Source organism: Amycolatopsis sp. CA-128772, assembly GCF_002904295.1.
Lineage (GTDB): Bacteria > Actinomycetota > Actinomycetes > Mycobacteriales > Pseudonocardiaceae > Amycolatopsis.
In genome coordinates, this window is record NZ_PPHG01000025.1 from 267,340 (window position 1) to 284,863 (window position 17,524).

14 protein-coding genes are annotated in these 17,524 nt (G+C 73.5%); 7 read left to right on the plus strand and 7 right to left on the minus strand.

The features are described 5' to 3' along the window. Positions 1 to 7: 7 nt before the first annotated feature. Positions 8 to 4,231 carry a WD40 repeat domain-containing protein gene (locus C2L59_RS11280; protein ID WP_103349474.1) on the minus strand — a complete coding sequence of 1,408 codons (4,224 nt, stop codon included), beginning with the start codon at positions 4,229 to 4,231 and terminating at the stop codon, positions 8 to 10. 296 nt (positions 4,232 to 4,527) lie between these two features. Between C2L59_RS11280 and C2L59_RS11285 the strand changes: the two genes are divergently transcribed. Further along, positions 4,528 to 5,232 (plus strand): FadR/GntR family transcriptional regulator, encoded by a 705-nt coding sequence (locus tag C2L59_RS11285; RefSeq protein WP_103349475.1) that lies wholly within the window; start codon positions 4,528 to 4,530, stop codon positions 5,230 to 5,232. Here C2L59_RS11285 and C2L59_RS11290 read toward each other — a convergent pair. Genes C2L59_RS11290 through C2L59_RS11315 form a run of 6 tightly spaced genes read right to left on the minus strand, consistent with a single transcriptional unit; the run spans position 5,229 to position 11,768 of the window. Then, the gene (locus tag C2L59_RS11290) at positions 5,229 to 6,077 is read right to left on the minus strand and encodes an aldo/keto reductase (protein ID WP_103349476.1); all 849 of its coding nucleotides are present in this window, start codon (positions 6,075 to 6,077) and stop codon (positions 5,229 to 5,231) included. The two genes, C2L59_RS11285 and C2L59_RS11290, sit on opposite strands and share 4 nt — an antisense overlap. Continuing rightward, positions 6,077 to 7,096, minus strand: coding sequence for an ABC transporter permease (locus C2L59_RS11295; protein ID WP_103349477.1), 1,020 nt, complete (start codon positions 7,094 to 7,096; stop codon positions 6,077 to 6,079). Before C2L59_RS11295 ends, C2L59_RS11290 begins: the two co-directional genes overlap by 1 nt. Beyond that, positions 7,089 to 8,588 carry a sugar ABC transporter ATP-binding protein gene (locus tag C2L59_RS11300; protein ID WP_103349478.1) on the minus strand — a complete coding sequence of 500 codons (1,500 nt, stop codon included), beginning with the start codon at positions 8,586 to 8,588 and terminating at the stop codon, positions 7,089 to 7,091. Before C2L59_RS11300 ends, C2L59_RS11295 begins: the two co-directional genes overlap by 8 nt. 23 nt (positions 8,589 to 8,611) lie before the next feature. After that, a complete protein-coding gene (locus tag C2L59_RS11305; protein ID WP_103349479.1) occupies positions 8,612 to 9,679 on the minus strand; it encodes a sugar ABC transporter substrate-binding protein in 1,068 nt (355 codons plus the stop codon). Continuing rightward, entirely contained in the window at positions 9,676 to 10,449 is a 774-nt protein-coding gene (locus C2L59_RS11310; protein WP_103349480.1) for an SDR family NAD(P)-dependent oxidoreductase, read from the minus strand. The genes C2L59_RS11305 and C2L59_RS11310 overlap by 4 nt, the downstream gene beginning before the upstream one ends. Further along, positions 10,446 to 11,768, minus strand: coding sequence for an enolase C-terminal domain-like protein (locus C2L59_RS11315; RefSeq protein WP_103349481.1), 1,323 nt, complete (start codon positions 11,766 to 11,768; stop codon positions 10,446 to 10,448). Before C2L59_RS11315 ends, C2L59_RS11310 begins: the two co-directional genes overlap by 4 nt. A gap of 182 nt (positions 11,769 to 11,950) precedes the next feature. On the opposite strand from C2L59_RS11315, the gene C2L59_RS11320 reads away from it, so the two are divergent. The 6 genes from C2L59_RS11320 to larE are packed head-to-tail and all read left to right on the plus strand — an operon-like array spanning position 11,951 to position 17,507. After that, positions 11,951 to 12,802 (plus strand): fumarylacetoacetate hydrolase family protein, encoded by an 852-nt coding sequence (locus C2L59_RS11320; RefSeq protein ID WP_103349482.1) that lies wholly within the window; start codon positions 11,951 to 11,953, stop codon positions 12,800 to 12,802. Continuing rightward, positions 12,799 to 13,641 carry an amidohydrolase gene (locus tag C2L59_RS11325; RefSeq protein WP_103349483.1) on the plus strand — a complete coding sequence of 281 codons (843 nt, stop codon included), beginning with the start codon at positions 12,799 to 12,801 and terminating at the stop codon, positions 13,639 to 13,641. Before C2L59_RS11320 ends, C2L59_RS11325 begins: the two co-directional genes overlap by 4 nt. Further along, positions 13,638 to 14,915, plus strand: a complete 1,278-nt coding sequence (gene larA, locus C2L59_RS11330) for a nickel-dependent lactate racemase (protein WP_103349484.1) — start codon at positions 13,638 to 13,640, stop codon at positions 14,913 to 14,915. Before C2L59_RS11325 ends, larA begins: the two co-directional genes overlap by 4 nt. Further along, positions 14,912 to 15,583 carry a nickel pincer cofactor biosynthesis protein LarB gene (larB, locus tag C2L59_RS11335; protein ID WP_103349485.1) on the plus strand — a complete coding sequence of 224 codons (672 nt, stop codon included), beginning with the start codon at positions 14,912 to 14,914 and terminating at the stop codon, positions 15,581 to 15,583. The genes larA and larB overlap by 4 nt, the downstream gene beginning before the upstream one ends. Further along, positions 15,580 to 16,713, plus strand: a complete 1,134-nt coding sequence (gene larC / locus C2L59_RS11340; RefSeq protein ID WP_103349486.1) for a nickel pincer cofactor biosynthesis protein LarC — start codon at positions 15,580 to 15,582, stop codon at positions 16,711 to 16,713. Before larB ends, larC begins: the two co-directional genes overlap by 4 nt. After that, on the plus strand, positions 16,713 to 17,507 hold the full coding sequence (gene larE / locus C2L59_RS11345; RefSeq protein ID WP_103349487.1) for an ATP-dependent sacrificial sulfur transferase LarE: 795 nt from the start codon (positions 16,713 to 16,715) through the stop codon (positions 17,505 to 17,507). The genes larC and larE overlap by 1 nt, the downstream gene beginning before the upstream one ends. Positions 17,508 to 17,524 lie beyond the last annotated feature (17 nt).

Below are 17,524 nucleotides of genomic sequence, written 5' to 3' on the forward strand. Positions count from 1 at the left end.
CGGCCGGTCACGGCCGCCGGAGCCGCCGGAGCGCGCCGGACAACCGGGCCGGGCCGGCTGCGCTCAGCCCCTGGGACGGCACTCCGGCGCCGCGAACCGGCGTTTCGAAAACCGCGATGTCGTAGCCGAAGCCGACGACCAGTGTGCCCGTGCGGCTCAGCGCCATCGCACTGATCCGGTCGGGCAAGGTCAGCGTGTCGAAGCACTCGCCGCTCTCCGGGTCCCAGACCCGGATGGTCCGGTCGTGGCTGCCGGAAACGACGACCGGACGACCGTCGAGCAGCGCCGCCGTGAGCACCGGAACCGGGCCGGTGTGCGCGGTGAACGGCCGGCCGAGCGGGCGTCCGGTGCCGATGTCCCGGACGTGCACCACGGAGTCCGCCGCCATGACAGCCAGCGGCCGCCCGGCAAGCTCGGTCACCGCGAGCGCGGTCACGGATCCGTCGTGCAGGTGGCTGACCGGGCGCTGCCCGGTCAGGTGCCAGGCCCGGACCGCATGCGCGGTGGCGGTGACGACGACGGGATGGCCGTCGAGCGCGGCCGCCGCGACCGCGGTCACCGGTTCGCCGGTGCGGCGACGGCCGACCGGGAACCCGCCGAAGACGTCCCAGGCCCACACGCCGCCCGAGCCACCGGCGAACGCGATCGGCCGGCCACGGAGGTCGGCCACGGCCAGGGTGGTCACCGGCTGGTCGTCGGCGACCGGCAGCGAGCCGATCGGCCGGTGCGTGGTGAAGTCCCAGACCTGGACGAAGGGGCCGGCCGCGGTGACGGCGACGGGCCGGTCACCGGCTTCGGCCACCGCGATGGCCGTGACCGCCGACCCGTGCCCGGTGAGCAGACGGCGGTGGTGGGCCCGTCCCGGCACGTCCCACAGGCGGAGCGAGCACGCCCCGGCCGTCATCGCGAACACCTTGTCGCCCACGCCGGCCACGCCGACGGCCGTCACCGGGCGGACGTGCCCGGTGACCGGGGCGCCGATCCGGCGCTGCCCGGCCAGGTCCCACACTTCCACGTTCCGCTCGGCGCCCACGATCACGACGCGACGGCCGTCGAGTTCGAGGGTCGTGACCGCCGAAAGCGGGGCGTGGCCGGCGTCGGTGCCGGGCTGCTGCGCCCCGACCTGGGCCCGCTCGGGCAGGTTCCACACCTCGACCGCCGGCCGGTGGTAGGAGGCGGCGGCGATCAGGTCCTCCCCGGACGCCGTCACGCTGAGCACGGGCCGCTCCGGCGTCCGCCGCCACACCGTCAGCTTCCAGAACAGCACGGCCTGGTCGACAAGGCCCGCCCGGACGGCGGACACGGACGCCGGGATGCCTTGATCGGTGCCCGCGTGGAAGAACCGGGGACCCTTCACCAGCTCCGGCACGCGCACCTGCCCGAGCCCGCGGCGCTCGGCGAGGTCCCAGACGTGGACCACCTGGTCGTCTCCCGCGGTCATCGCGACGGCACGGCCTTCGACGTCCCCGGCCGCGACGGCGAAGACCGCGCCGGTGTGGCCGGCCAGCGGCACGCCGAGCCGGCGTTGTTCGGCGAGGTCCCACAACCGCACCACCCGGTCCTCCCCGGCCGTGACCGCGACGGGACGCCCGTCGACGTCGGTGGCCGCGACGGCGAAGACCGCGCCGGTGTGGCCGACCAGCGGCACGCCGAACGGCCGGTGTCCGGCGAGGTCCCACAACCGCACCACCCGGTCCTCCCCCGCCGTGACCGCGACGGGACGCCCGTCGACGTCGGTGGCCGCGACGGCCAGGACCGCGGCGGTGTGCCCGGCCAGGGGTTCGCCGATCCGGTACTGCTGGGCCAGGTCCCACAACCGCACGTCCCGGTCGGTTCCCCCGGTGATGGCAACGGGCCGCCCGTCGACCTCCGCCGCGGCGATGGCACGGACCACCCCGGTGTGGCCGGTGAGCACCGCGATGGTGTGGGAGGGCAGGTTGTGCCCGGTGGCGTAGGCGGCTCGCCAGCCCGAGCCGTCCGCCAGCGCGTCCTGCTCCGCGGTGAGCCGATCCCGGAGGTCCCCGACACCGAGCCGGACCGCGTCGAGGGCGAGGACGCGGCAGCGGGTGACCGGACCGGCCTGCCGGTGCCGGTGGACGGAGAGTCGGTAGACCGTGGCGATCAGCTCTCCGCGATCGGTGGTGGTGCGCCCGAGGGTCGCCAGCAGCGGCCCGGGATCGGCGTTGAGGAGGTAGCCGGAATCCTCCAGCAGCCGGTCGAGGTCGTGAGCGAGTGCGGCGTGCCCGGCGAGGTGGGCGCGGGTGTAGGGGGCGGCGGCCGCCCACTGGCGGCGGCCGTCGCGCTCGGGCACGGCTTGCGTCAGCGCGGCGACGATCGCGCGTTGGGGCTCCTTGACCGCGAGGCCGGTGCGCAGGTGTTCGTCAAGAGCGTCGTGGTAGAGCCGGTAGGTGGAGTGGATCTGGTGGTCGTTGACGCGCTCCACGAGGTAATTGGCGGCGCTGTGGAACACCGTCTCCAGCTCGGCCGGGGTGTGCGCGTGGTTCGGGTGCAGCGCGTCGGCGATCGTCAGCCAGGTCCGGTCGCGCTCGCGCGGCAGGCCGCTGCCGCGGGCGAAGGCCAGGGCGGTCAGCAGCCGGCGGACCAGGGCGGCGTCGGCGCCGCAGGTGTCGAGGTAGGCGTCCATCGCCTGGCCGATGGTCTCCGGCAGGCCCTGCGTCCACGCCGGATCGCCGAGGTCCAGTGGCGCCGTGGTGGGGTGGGTCAGCCAGCGGGTGACCAGCTGGGCGATCAGGAAGTTGTAGCCGGCCTTGCGAGCCACCGCCCGCCCGATCGTGCGCAGGTCCGCTTCCGGGCGGTGCCGGTACCGGACCGGGCCGGTCTCCTCGCCGACCAGGCGGTGCTGCACGTATTCGGCGACGTCGTGGTTGCGCAGGAATTCCCGGGACTCGAGGTCGATCAGCCGGCGCCCGGCCGTCCCGAACGCGGCGAGGATCCGGGCCCGGTCACTCCCGGCCGGTGCGGTGCGCACGCCGGCCAGTACCCGGACGGCCCCGGTACCGGCCAGGCTCCGCAGCAGAGCGGCGATCTGGACGGCCTCGTCGGTGTTCGCCGCCTCTTCGACGGCGTCGGCCAGCACGGTCAGCGGCCGGTGCCCGCTTTGGTGCCGCTCCCGCGCGGCGGCCAGCAGCTCCCGCGGTGTCGCGGCCTCCACCTCGATGGTGGCCGCCAGCCGCTGCATGACGTCGTCGCGGGTCAGCCCGGCGACGTGGATGCCGATGTCGAACGCCCCGCGGCGCGGCTGCGGCGCCGTAGCGGGAACGGCGGAACCGAGCAGCGGATCCGAGGCGACGAGCAGGTGGGCCAGCAGCGCCGACTTCCCGGTCCCCGGCCCGCCCGCCACCACCAGCACCGGCGTCCCGGGTTCGTCCAGCCACTCGCCGATCGCCTGCCGGGCCGCGCTGCGCCCGGTGAAGTACCACCGGCCGGCGTCGTTCTCGACCTCCGAACCGCGCGCGCGGGGCAGCCAGTGCGTCTTCACGCTCGGATCGAGGTCCAACCGCCACCGGACCAGCCCGGCCAGCGACGGCCACCACCGGCAGAGGTACGGCACGGGCAGCAGATCCCACCGGCGGTCTTCGCGCGGAGCGACGATGCCGATCACGGCGTCCGCGTCGCGGTCGAAGACCGGTGTTCCGGTCACGCTCGCCCCTTCGTCCACCGGCCCCGGGTCGAGTTCGAACCAGCGCCCGTGCGGACCGCTCACGCCGGCCACGTGCCCGGTTAACCGGCGCACGGCGTGGCTGTCGTCCGGAAATCCGTGCATCCAGCACTCGTGACCGTCGGGAGCGGCGGGTGTGGCGAGCGGCGCGGGCGTGAGGCGCACCGAATCCGTCAGCCGCACCACAGTCACGTCCCCGGCCAGGCCGTCCGCGCCCGTCTCCGACGCGAGCACCCGGGCCCGGCGCACCAGCGGCGGGTCGGCGCAGGGGAACTCGACTTCGACCTCACCGGATGGCCCGCCCGGGAGCACGCGCGCGCAGGTGACGACGTGCCGGTCGTCCACCAGCACAGCGGCTCCCGCCGTCCCGCCGCCGGGGTGGCGCAGCCGGGCCAGCCACGGCGGGCGCTGGGCGAGGCGCGCCGCCGGGCTCGTCCGGGGGCGGGGTGCCGCCGGGGTGAGGTGCAGCCCGCCGGTGATCTGCCCGGCCTGGATGACCGTTCCCGACACCTCGCCGAAGACGGTGTTCGAAGGCGGGTCACTCCCACGCATTCCCGGCATCACCACTGTCGCGTGCTCTCGTAGGTCAGCGAGCGATGATAGAGGAAACCGCTACCGGTCCCCGGCCGCCCGCGCGGCGGGCCGCCGCGGGGAGCGGGCTTCGCTCACGGACGCCGAGCCGGCCGAGCGATCGTGCCGGCCTCGGGACCGTTCCATCCTTCTGCACCAAGACATCACATGAGTAAGCGCGAAAACCGCGAATCCCCGGGCAAAGACCGCCTCCTCACCGGCCATACATCATATGACTGCTAGGGTGAACACCCAGGCGAAGCTGTCCGAGGAGGGCCATGGCGAGGTCGTTGACCGACGAAGCGATCGACCGGATCCGGGAGTTCGTCCGGTCCGGCCGGTTCCCGGCCGGCTCCAAGCTGCCCGCGGAACACGAGCTGGCCACCGAGCTGGGCATCTCCCGCAGCCCCACCCGGGAAGCCGTGAAGGCGCTCGCGCTGGCCCGGGTGCTCGAGGTCCGCCGCGGCGACGGTACGTACGTCACCAGCCTCGCCCCGAGCCTGCTCTTGGAAGGGCTCGGCAACGCGGTGGCGCTCATGCAGGGCGGCAGCGTCCTCGAGCTGACCGAGGTGCGCCGGCTCCTGGAGCCCGCGGCGACCGGCCTGGCCGCCACCCGGATCACCGACGCCCAGCTCCGGACCGTCGGCGAGCTGCTCGACGCGATGCACGAGGCGATCGAGGACGTCGAACGCCTCACCGTGCTCGACGCCGCCTTCCACCGCGCGGTCGTCACGGCCACCGGCAACGAGACCCTCACCGCGCTCCTGGACGGCATCTCCTCGCGCACCCTGCGCGCGCGGGTCTGGCGCGGCACCGTCGAACGCGGCGCGACGCACGTGACGCTGTCGCAGCACAAGGCGATCTACGACGCCCTCGCCGACCGCGACCCCGCGGTGGCCACCGCCGCCGCGCTGATGCACGTCGACACGTCCGAACGCTGGCTGCGCGCGCACCTGGCCGACGTGCGGGAGCTCGACGGCTAACCGGAAACCAACCGGGACAGCAGATCCGCCGGCACCTCACGGCCGAAGGCATCCGCGTTCGCCCGCACTTGGGCGGCGCTCGTGGCCCCGACCAGCACCGACGTGACGGCGGGGTGCGCGGCAGCGAAAGCGAGCGCGCACGCGGCCAGGTCGTACCCCGCCGACGCGGCGACCTCCTGCATGCGCTGCGCGCGGGCCAGCAGGTCCGCCGGCGCCGGGGCGTAGTCGAACCAGGCGCCCGGCCGGGGGTCGATCAGCAGGCCGGAGTTGAACACCCCGCCCAGCACCACGTCCACCCCGCGCTCGCCGCAGAGGTCGAGCAGCCGCTCGCCACTGCGGTCGAGCAGCGTGTACCGGCCGGCCAGCAGCACCACGTCGACGTCGAGCCGCTCGACGAACCGGGCGGGCATCTCCCACTGGTTCATCCCGACGCCGATCGCGGAGACCACGCCTTCGTCGCGCAGCCGGCGCAGCTCCGGCCACGCCCGGGTCGCCGCCTCCTCCTCGTGGTCGTCGGGATCATGCAGGTAGACGACGTCGACGCGGTCGAGGCCCAGGCGCTCGAGGCTGCCCTCGATCCCCCGGCGGACGGCGTCCGCGGAGAAGTCGAAGACGCAGCCGCCGCCGGTGAGCGTCCGGCCCACCTTCGTCGACACCACGGACGAACCGAGGGGCCGCGCGCGACCGAGCCGGCGCTCGGCCAGCCCGAAGCCGTAGTAAGGCGCGGTGTCGAAGTACCGCACCCCGGCTCCGGCCGCCGCGGCGACGACCTCCGCGGCGGCCTCGTCGTCGACGTCGCCGAAGACGTTGCCCAGGCCCGCGGTGCCCAGGCCGAGCTCCGCCATCAGGTCTGCCGCTTGCCGCTGGTGATGCGGGACATCACCAGGGCGATGAGGATGATGGCGCCGTTGAGCGCGCCGATCCACTGGGCGGGCACGCCGGCCAGGGTCAGCACGTTCTGGATCATGTACAGCAGCAGGATGCCGGTGAACGCGCCGAAGAGCGTGCCGCGGCCGCCGTTCAGGCTCACGCCGCCGATGACGGCGGCGGCGAACACCGTGAAGATGTAGCCGTTGCCCTGCGCCGCGGCCACCGAGGCGAGCCGCCCGGACAGCAGCAGCCCGCCGAGCGCGGCCAGCACGCTCGCCCCGATCAGCACGAGCCACACGATCCGGTCGGTCCGGATGCCCGCGGCCTTCGCCGCGTCCTCGTTGCCGCCGATCGCGTACAGGCTGCGGCCGAACCGGGTGTAGCCGAGCAGCACGATCCCGCCGGCGAACAGCAGCACGCAGATCCAGATCGACGCCGGGATCCCGGCCCACAACGTCGTGCCGAGGTAGAGCACCGAATCGGGCAGGCCGAAGAAGGTCTGGCCGCCGGAGATCCCGGTCAGCAGGCCGCGCAGCACGATCAGCATGCCGAGGGTGACGACGAACCCGCTCAGCCCGAACCGGACGATCAGCAGGGCGTTCAGCGCCCCCACCACCACGCCGACCACCAGCACCACGGGCACGGCGGTCCACGACGGCAGCAGCCCGAGCGAATGGCCGCCACCGATCGTCAGCCAGGCCGCCACGCCCGGTGCGAGGCCGAAGGTCGATTCCAGGGAGAGGTCCATCTTGCCGACGACCAGGACCATCGTCTGGGCGAGCACCAGCAGGGCGATCTCCGACATCGTCTGCAGGATGTTGATCACGTTGTCGTACTGGAGGAACACCGGGTTCACCAGCTGGCCGACGACGGCGATCGCGATGATCCCGGGCACCAGCGCGAAGTCGCGCAGGCGGGCCAGCGCGATGCGCCGGGGCGCGGGGCCGGATCCGGTCCGTGGCGGGGCGCCCACCGCGGCGGGGCTTTCAGGCATCGAGGTCGACTCCTTCCATGGCGGCCACGACCTCGCGGTCCGGCCAGCCTGCGGGGATTTCGGTGGTGAGCCGGCCGTGCACCACGACCAGCAGCCGGTCGCACAGGCGCAGGTCGTCCAGTTCGTCCGAGGCGATCAGCACCGCGGTGCCCGCCTCGGCGGCCTCCGCGACCTTGCCGAGGAGGAACTCCTTCGACCGCACGTCGACCCCGGCGGTGGGGGTGATCAGCACGAGCAGCCGCGGGTCGCCCGCGAGCGCACGGGCCATCACGACCTTCTGCTGGTTGCCGCCGGACAGCGCGGACACCGGCAGCTCGGGGCCGGGGGTCTTCACCGCCAGCCGCGTGATCAGCGTCCCGGCGAGCCGGTCGCGCCGGCCGGACCGGACGAAGATGCCCGGACCGAGCCGGTCCATCACGCTCATCGTGGAGTTGTCCGCAATGGACATCTCCGGCACGAAACCCTGGTGGTGGCGGTCTTCCGGAACGAACCCGACGCCCGCGGCCAGCGCCGACGGGACGTCGCCGGGCCGGGGCCGGGAGCCGGAGACGAAGACCGTGCCGGAGGTGGGCTTGCGCAGCCCGGCCAGCGCCTCGGCGAGCTCGGTCTTGCCGCTGCTGCCGGATCCGGCCAGCCCGACGATCTCCCCCGGCGCGACCTCGAAGGACACGCCTTCGAAGTGCGGGGCGAGGGTCAGCTCGTCCACGCGGAACACGGGTTCCTCGCCGTGCCGGGCTGACGACGTCCGCTCCTGCACGGTGACGGCGTTCTCCCCGGTCATCGCGGCCACGAGGTCGGCCTTCGGCAGCTGCGAGACCGGCGAGGTGAGGACGTGCCGGGCGTCCCGGTACACCGTCACCGTGTCGCAGATTTCGTAGACCTCCTGCAGGTGGTGGCTGATGAACAGGAACGTGACCCCCTGGCGCTGGAGCTCGGCGATGTGCCCGAACAGCCGGGTGATCGCGGCCCCGTCGAGCTGCGCGGTCGGCTCGTCGAGGATGACGAACCGGGCGCCGAACGACAGGGCCCGCGCGATCTCGACGAACTGGCGCTGCTCCACGCTCAGCTCCCGGGCCGGCCGGTGCACGTCGACGGCCACCGACCAGCGTTCCAGGAGTTCGGCGGCCGAGCGGCGCAGGGCGGCCCAGCGGACGAACCCGCCGCGGGTCTCCTGCCGGTTGAGGAACAGGTTCTCCGCCACCGACAGCTCGGGGATGATCGTCGAGCGCTGGTACACGCACGCCACCCGGGCGCGCCAGGCGTCCCGGTCGGCCAGGGCCGGCGCCGGTTCCCCGGTCAGCCGCACGGTTCCGGCGTCCGGCTCGGTCAGTCCGGTGAGGACGGACACCAAAGTCGACTTGCCGGCTCCGTTGCGGCCGACCAGGGCGTGCGTCTGCCCGGGCAGGACGGTCAGGTCGGCGTGGTCCAGCGCGACCGTGGCGCCGTAGCGCTTGACCACCCCGTGCGCCTCGACGACCGGCACGGTGCTCATGTTGGCTCCTTCTCCGCAGCCCGTCAGCTCTTGCTGTTGCCCCACAGGGACTGGTCGTCGACCTTGACGCTGGGTACCGGCCCGAACGTGGCACCGTCCGAGGTGACCAGCGGGGCGGCCAGCTGGTCCTCCATCAGGCCGTCGCGGACCTGGATGATGGTGCTGTCGTGGTCGGTCTTGCCCGGGGCGGGCGTCTTGCCGGCGATGGCGTCCTTGACGTACTGCAGGGCGTACTTGGCGAACAGGTCCGCGGGCTGGGACACGGTCGCGTCCATCTCACCGGCCCGGATCTTGGCCAGTTCCTCGGGGATGCCGTCGTTGGACACGATGAACACGTGCTTCGGGTCGCTCGCCGGGACCGCCAGGCCACGCTGCTTGAGCAGCTGCAGCGTGCCGGACAGGGCGAAGCTGGACTGCATGTAGACGCCCTTGATGTCCGGGTTCGCCGTCAGCCGGGTCTGCAGCTTCTGGGCGGCGGTGTTGGCGTCCCAGTTGGTGGCCTCGCCGAACACCGTGATGCCCGGGAAGTTCTTCTTCATGCAGTCGTTGAAGGCCTCGGTGCGGTCGCGGCCGTTGATCGAGGCGAGGTCGCCCTGCAGCATGACGACCTTGCCCTTGCCGGCGAGCTTGGTGCCGAGGAACTGGCAGGCCTTCTCGCCGTAGGCGCGGTTGTCGGCCCGCACGACCATGTAGACGTTGCCCTGGTCGGGCCGGGTGTCGACGGACACGACCGGGATCTTCTTGCCCGCCAGCTGCTGCAGTGTCGGGATGATCGCCGCGGTGTCCTGCGGCGCCATCACCACGCCCTTGACGCCCTGGCTGATCATCGTCTGCACGTTGGCCGTCAGGTTGGCGACGTCGTTCTGCGAGTTGGTGGTCTTGAGGTCGAGCCCGAACTGCCCGGCGAACTGGGGCACGTACTTGATGTAGGCGTTCCAGAAGTCGGTGTCCGAGCGCGGGTAATCGACGCCCACGACGGTTTTGCCGCCCGAAGCGGCGGTCGAGCCGCCGCCGCTGCAGCCGGCCAGTGCGGCCGCGGTCAGGACGCCGGCGGTGACGACGGTCGCGGCGCGCAGGTGCTGGAACTTCATGACCTCTCCTCGTTGACAGGTTTCGGGCGGAGACGGAGGCCGGACATCCCGCCGTCCACGGCGAGATCGGTGCCGGTGGTGGCGCCGGAGTCCGGGCCGGCCAGGTAGCAGATCGCCGCGGCGACCTCGTCGGCGGTGACGAGCCGGCCGGTGGGCTGACGCGCGGCGAGCGCGGCCAGCTCGGCCTCGGGATCGTCGGCCTGCGAGAGCAGCCGGTCGATCCACGGGGTGTGCGCGGTGCCGGGGTTCACGCAGCACACGCGGATCCCCTCGGCCAGGTGGTCGGCGGCCATCGCGCGGGTGAGCGCGAGGACCGCCCCTTTCGTGGCGCTGTAGAGCGCTCGCTGCGGCAGGCCGGCGGTGGCCGCGATCGAGCAGGTGTTCACGATCGCCGCCGCGGGCGACTCCCTCAGGTGCGGCAGGGCCGCGCGGGTCACCCGCACCATGCCCACGACGTTGACGTCGAACACGCGGTGCCACTCGGCGTCGTCGTTGTCTTCGACGGTTCCCTGCGCGCCGATCCCGGCGTTGTTGACCAGGACGTCCAGACCGCCGAGGTGGTCCACCGCGGCGGCGACCGCGGCTCGCACCGAGTCGTCGTCCGAGACGTCGGCCCGCACGCCGGTCAACGGCTCTTCGACCTTGTCGTTCAGGTCGAGGCAGACCACGCTCGCGCCGCGCGCGGACAGCCTGAGCGCGGTCGCTAGCCCGATGCCGGACGCGCCGCCGGTCACGATCGCGCGGACGCCGTCGAACTCCCCACCGGTCACGCGACCACCACCGCGTCCCGCTGCCAGACCGGGCCGTCCGGGAACCGGTACTGCGCCACGGATTCCGCGTGCAGCCGCGCCCCCAGCCCCGGCTCCCGCGGCGCGAGGTAGCGGCCGCGCTCGATCCGCACCGGGTCGACGAAGTGCTCGTGCAGGTGGTCGACGTACTCGATGACGCGGTCGGTCTGGGTGCCGCTCACCGCGACGAAGTCGAACATCGACAGGTGCTGGACCATTTCGCACAGCCCGACCCCGCCGGCGTGCGGGCACACCGGGACGCCGAACTTCGCGGCCAGCAACAGGATCGCGATGTTCTCGGTGACCCCGGCGACCCGGCTGGCGTCGAGCTGCAGAACGTCGATCGCCTCCGCCTGCAGCAGCTGCTTGAACATCACGGCGTTGTGCGTGTGCTCGCCGGTGGCCACCTTGATCGGCGCGACCGCCCGGCGGATCGCCGCGTGGCCGAGCACGTCGTCGGGCGAGGTCGGCTCCTCGATCCAGTACGGGTCGAACTCGGCCAGCGGGCGCAGCCATTCGATGGCCTGCCCGACGCCCCACGCCTGGTTGGCGTCGATGGCGATCCGGACGTCCGGCCCGACGACGTCCCGGGCGAGCCGCAGCCGGCGGATGTCCTCTTCGATGTCGGCGCCGACCTTGAGCTTGATCTGGGTGAAGCCGTCGGCGACCGCCTCCGCCGAGAGCGCCGCCAACTTCTCCGGCGAGTACCCGAGCCAGCCGGGAGTCGTGGTGTAGGCGGGAAAACCGGACTCCAGGAGTTCGGCCTGGCGGGCCGCGCGGCCCGGTTCGGCGCGGCGGAGGATGTCGAGGGCTTCGTCGCGGGTCAGGGCGTCCTGCAGGTACCGGAAGTCGACCAGGTCGACCAGCTCCTCGGGCGGCAGTTCGGCCAGCAGCCGCCAGACCGGCTTGCCTTCGCGACGGGCCCGCAGGTCCCACGCCGCGTTGACGATCGCGGCGGCGGCCATGTGGATGGCGCCCTTGTCCGGGCCCAGCCACCGGAGCTGGCTGTCCCCGGTCAGCCGGCGGGAGAAGGCGCCGAGGTCGGCGAGCGCGTCGGCCACCGGCATCCCGGCGACCAGGGGCACGAGCGCGCGGACGGCGGCGACCTCGATGTCGTTGCCGCGGCCGACGGTGAAGGCGAGCCCGTAGCCCTCGTCGCCGTCGCTCGTGCGGATGGTCACGTACGCGGCCGAGTAGTCGGGTTCCGGGTTCATCGCGTCGGACCCGTCCAGGCTCAGCGAAGTCGGGAAGCGCACGTCCACGGCGTCGATCGCGCTGATCACTTCGGCCAACGGGGCCACCTCTCATTCGGCGCAGACAACATATGTATGGCTACGCGGTGCCCCCTGGATTGTCCAGAGTTGATCCGTAACACGGCAATAACTTGGACACTGCGTCACTGATGACTACTCAAAGCGCATTTATATATGATGTCTGCATCGAGCTTTGAACAAGACATCATATGTCTGCTACGGTCCCCGCCATGCGCTTCCAACGCCTCGGCGACGTCGGCCACGAGATCCCCGTCGTCCTCGACGAAACCGGTGCGGCGCGGGACCTGCGTGCGCTGACCGCGGACGTCGACGGCGCCTTCTTCGCCGCCGACGGCATCGCGCGGGTCCGGGCGGCGCTGCGCGAGGGCACCCTCCCGGTCTTGGACGCCCCGGGCCTGCGCGTCGGCGCCCCGGTGGCCCGGCCCGGGCTGCTGGCCTGCATCGGCCTCAACTATTCCGACCACGCGGCGGAAACCGGCGCCGAGCCACCCGCCGAGCCGGTGGTGTTCCTGAAGGCCACCACCACGATCGTCGGCCCGCACGACACCGTGCTCATCCCGCGCACCAGCACCAAGACCGACTACGAGGTCGAGCTGGCCGTGGTGCTCGGCGGCCGGGCGCGGTACCTCGCGACGCCGGAGGACGCCGACGCGGTCATCGCCGGGTACGCCGTCTCGAACGACGTCAGCGAGCGCGCCTTCCAGCACGAACGCGGCGGCCAGTGGACCAAGGGCAAGTCCTGCGAGACGTTCAACCCGCTCGGCCCGTGGCTGGTCACCCCGGACGAGCTCGGCGACCCGCACGAGCTCGGCCTGCGGCTGGCGGTCAACGGGCAGTGGAGGCAGGACGGCACCACGAAGAACATGCTGTTCGACGTCCGGCACATCGTCTGGTACCTCAGCCAGTTCATGGTGCTGGAGCCGGGTGATGTCGTGAACACCGGCACACCCGCGGGGGTGGCCTTCGGCGCCAACGACTTCCCCTATCTGTCCGAAGGGGACGAAGTGACCGTGGAGATCGACGGTCTCGGTCGTCAGCAGCACCGGATCGGCCGGGCGTGACCGGCCGGCGCGTCGACGCGCACCACCACCTGTGGCGGACCTCCGTCCGCCGCCACGCCTGGCTGGACGGCGACGGCACCGCGGCCATCCGGCGCGACTTCACCCCGGACGACCTGCGGGCGGCCGCCCTGGGTGTCGACGCGACGGTGCTCGTCCAGGTCCTGCCGGACTTCGCGGAGTCGGTCGAGTTCCTCGCGACGGCGGCCGCGGAGCCGCTCATCGCCGGCGTGGTCGGCTGGATCGACCTCACCGGCTCACCGTCGGAGGACCTCGACCGGCTGCGCTCGGCGCCGGGGGGCGAACTCCTGGCCGGCGTCCGGCACCTCGTCCAGGCCGAGCCCGATCCCCGCTGGCTGGAACGGGAAGACGTGCTGGCCGGGCTCGCGGCGGTGCGCGACGCCGGGCTGGTGTACGACCTGCTCGTGCTGCCCCACCAGCTCCCGGCGGCCACCGCGGCGGTCCGGGCGTTGCCGGACCTCACCTTCGTGCTCGACCATCTCGCCAAACCGCCGGTCGCCTCCGGCCAGCTCGAGCCCTGGGCGAGCGGGCTGGCCACGCTGGCCCGGGAACCGAACGTCGTCGCCAAGCTGTCCGGCCTGGTGACGGAAGCCGGCCGGTCCTGGCGGGTCGAGGATCTGCGGCCGTACGCGGAAACCGCGCTGACCGCGTTCGGCCCGGATCGGCTGATGCTCGGCTCCGACTGGCCGGTGTGCCTGCTCGCCGGGACGTACGCGGAAGTCATGGACGCCGCCGACAGCCTCCTGGCCGGCCTGACGCCGGCCGAACGCGACGCCGTCCGCGGCGGGACCGCGAGCCGCGTCTACGGGCTGGCGCCGTGACGGCCACCGTCCGGCTCGCGTACGGCGAGACCGGTCTCGACCTCACCATCGACCCGGCGGTCACCACCGTGGTGACGCCGGTGCACCACCCGGTCACCGAACCCGCGGACGTGCTGCTGCGCCGGGCGTTGCGGGGACCGGTCGCCGGGCCGCCGTTGCGCGAGCGGGTGCGGCCCGGGCAGACGGTCGCGATCTCGGCGTGCGACGGAACCCGGCCGCAGCCGCGTGAGCTGATGATCCCGGCGATCCTGGCCGAGCTCGACGGCATCGTCCGCCTCGAAGACGTCGTCATCCTGGTCGCCACCGGCACCCACCGCGGCAACACCGGCGCCGAGCTGCGCGCGATGTTCGGCGACGAAGTCGTCGACACCGTCCGGATCGTCAACCACGACGCCCGCGACCGCGCGAGCCTGACCTGGCTGGGGCGCCACGGCGACGACGTCCCGGTGTGGCTGAACAGCGAATGGGCGGCCGCCGACGTCCGGATCACCACCGGGTTCGTCGAACCGCACTTCTTCGCGGGCTTTTCCGGCGGCCCCAAGCTCGTCGCCCCCGGGCTGGCGGCGCTGGAGACCGTGCTGGTGCTGCACGACGCCCGCCGGATCGGGCACCCGAACGCGACCTGGGGGATCACCGAGGGCAACCCGGTGCACGACGACGTCCGCGCGATCGCCGCGGCCACCGGCGTCACCTTCGCCCTCGACGTCATCCTCAACCGCGACAAGGCGGTGATCGGGGCCTTCGGCGGCGACCTGCTCACCATGCACGCGGCGGCCGCTCGCGCCGCCCGTGACGTCGCCATGCGGCCGGTGCCGGCGCCCTTCGACGTCGTGGTGACGACCAACTCCGGCCATCCCCTGGACCAGAACCTCTACCAGGCCGTGAAAGGGATGTCGGCGGCGCACCGGATCAGCAGGCCGGGCGGGACGATCGTCTGCGCCGCGGAGTGCCGCGACGGGTTCCCCGACCACGGCTCCTACCGGGAGGTCCTCGCGTCGGCGAGTTCGCCGGCGGCGCTGCTCGCGGAGATCGCGGCGCGCGCGGTGACCGTGCCGGACCAGTGGCAGGTCCAGATCCAGGCGAAGATCCAGGACGACTGCCGGGTCGTCGTGTACACGGATTTCCTGAGCGAGGCCGAACTGGCGACGGCGCACCTGACCCGGACCGCCGACATCGCGGCCACCGTGGCCGAGGCCCTCGGCCGGGCCGGGCCGGGCGCGCGGGCGTGTGTGCTCCCGGACGGCCCGCTGACGATCCCGTACGTGCCGGCATGAGCACCGCCGATCTCGGGTTCGCACGCGTCGACCTGGACCGCGAAGACCGCCAAGGGCTCCCGGAAGTCGTTTACGGGCCGGGAAAATCTCCGGCGCAGATCGCGGCCATCGTGCGGACGCTGCTCGCGCACAACACCGGTCCGGTGCTGGTCACCCGGGTCGAGGCCGAGCCTGCCCGTGCGGTGCTGGCCGAGGTGCCCGGCGGCCGCCACTCCCCCGGCGCGCGGCTGCTGGTCTGGCGCCCGGCCGTCGCGACCGCCTTCACGGTCGCCGTGGCCGCGGCCGGGACGTCCGACGGCCCGGTCGCCGAGGAGGCCGCGGAAGTCGCCGCGGCCATCGGCCTTGCGGTGCGGTCGGTCACCGACGTGGGGGTCGCCGGGATCCACCGCCTGCTGGCCGAGCGCGACCGGCTGCGCGCGGCGGACGCGGTCATCGTGGTCGCGGGCATGGAGGGCGCGCTGGCTTCGGCTGTCGGCGGGCTGGTCGCGTGCCCGGTGATCGCCGTCCCGACGTCGACCGGCTACGGCGCGGGCCTCGAAGGCATCACGGCGCTGCTGGGGATGCACGCCTCCTGCGCGGCGGGCATCACGGTGGTCAACATCGACTCCGGGTTCGGCGCGGCGATGGCCGCCTTCCGGCTCGCCCAGGTCCTGCGGAGGCGGCGATGACGATCTGCGTGATCTCGCCGTTCACCGGCCTGGCCGGGGACATGCTGCTCGCCGCCCTCGTCGACGCCGGCGCGCCGCTGGACCGCGTCCGGTCCGCCGTCGCCGGCAGCGGGCTGACCGGGTGGGACCTGCGGGTGGAGGCCCTGCTCACCCACGGCCTGACGGCGGCCCGCGCCCTGGTCGACGTCACCGACGACGCCACCAGCCGTCCCGCGGCCGAGCTGATCGCGATGGCCGGGCGGGTCGAGCCCGCGCCGGTCGCGGACCGGGCCGTTGCCGCGCTCCGCGCGATCGCCGAAGCGGAAGGCCGGCTGCACGGGGACGCACCCGAACGCGTCCACCTGCACGAACTCGGCGGGCACGACACGCTCGTCGACGTCATCGGCGTCTGCGCCGCGCTGGCCGCCCTCGAAGTGTCCACTGTGTACTGTGGCGCACTGCCCCTCGGCACGGGCTCGGTCCGCACCGCGCACGGCCTGCTCCCCTGCCCCGCCCCCGCGACCGCGGCGCTGCTGCGCGGCGCGCGGACGGTCGGGAGCGACCTCACCGGCGAGACCGTCACCCCGACCGCGGCCGCGCTGCTGAAGGCCACCGGCGCCCGGTACGAGCCGCCGCCGGAGTTCCGGCTGCTGGCCACCGGCTACGGCGCCGGCACCCGGTCGCTGCCGGACCGGCCGAACGTCGCGGTCGTGCACCTCGGCGAGCCGGTGGACGCCGGGCACCGCACGCTCGTGGTGCTCGAAACGAATCTCGACGACGTCACCGGCGAAGTGCTCGGGCACGTCGTCGGCGAGCTCCTGGCGGCCGGCGCGCTCGACGCGTGGATCAGCCCGGTGACGATGAAGAAGGGCCGCCCGGCCCACGTCCTGCACGTGCTCGCCGCCCCGGAGCACGCCGCCCGGCTCGGCGAGCGGGTCCTCGCCGAAACCGGCAGCCTGGGGCTGCGCGAGTATCCGGTCCGCCGCACCGCGCTGGAGCGGGAGACCGAAACGGTCGACGTCCTCGGGCGGCCGGTGCGGCGCAAGCGCGGGCCGCACGGCGCGAAACCCGAGCACGACGACGTCGTGGCCGCCGCGCGCGAACTCGGCCTGCCGGCGCGGGTCGTCGCGACGATCGCCGCGGGGCGCTGATGGACGGAACCCGGCTCGTCACCCACCTCGCCGGTCTCGGCCGCCTCGCCGTGGCGTTCTCCGGCGGCGCCGACTCGGCCCTGGTGCTCGCGGCCGCCGTCCGCGCCCTCGGCCCGGCGGACGTCCTCGCGGTGACGGCGAACTCGGCCAGCCTGGCCGCGGCGGAACTGGCCGAGGCGAAGGGGATCGCGTCGGATCTGGGCGTCCGGCACCTCACCCCGCCGACCGCCGAACTGGCCGAGCCCGGCTATGCGGCCAACGGCCGCCGGCGCTGTTATTTCTGCAAGACGACCGTGCTCACGACCATCGCCGCGGTGGCCACCGCCCACGGCTTCCCGGCGCTGGCCACCGGCACGAACGCCGACGACGCCGCCGACCCGTTCCGCCCCGGCATCCACGCGGGCGACGAACTCGGCGTGCACACCCCGCTGCGGACGCTCGGTCTGTCCAAAGAGGACGTCCGCGCCCTCGCCCGGCAGTGGGGTTTCCCCTGGGCGGGCAAACCGGCCGCGCCCTGCCTGGCGAGCCGCGTCCGCTACGGCATCCCGATCACCCCGGCCACCCTGGCCCGGGTGGAACGGGCCGAATCGGCGGTGCGCACGATCCTGGCCGCCCGTGGCCGGCCCTCGCGCGACCTCCGGGTCCGCGACCTCGGCGGCACGGCCCGCATCGAGCTCGACACCGCCGTGGCCGCAGCCCTCCACGACGACCCGCGCCTGCTCGACGCCGTGCGCGCGCTCGGTTTCGCGGAGGTCACCGTCACGACATTCCGGTCGGGCGCCCTGAACGACTGACCCTCGCCGACGCCGGC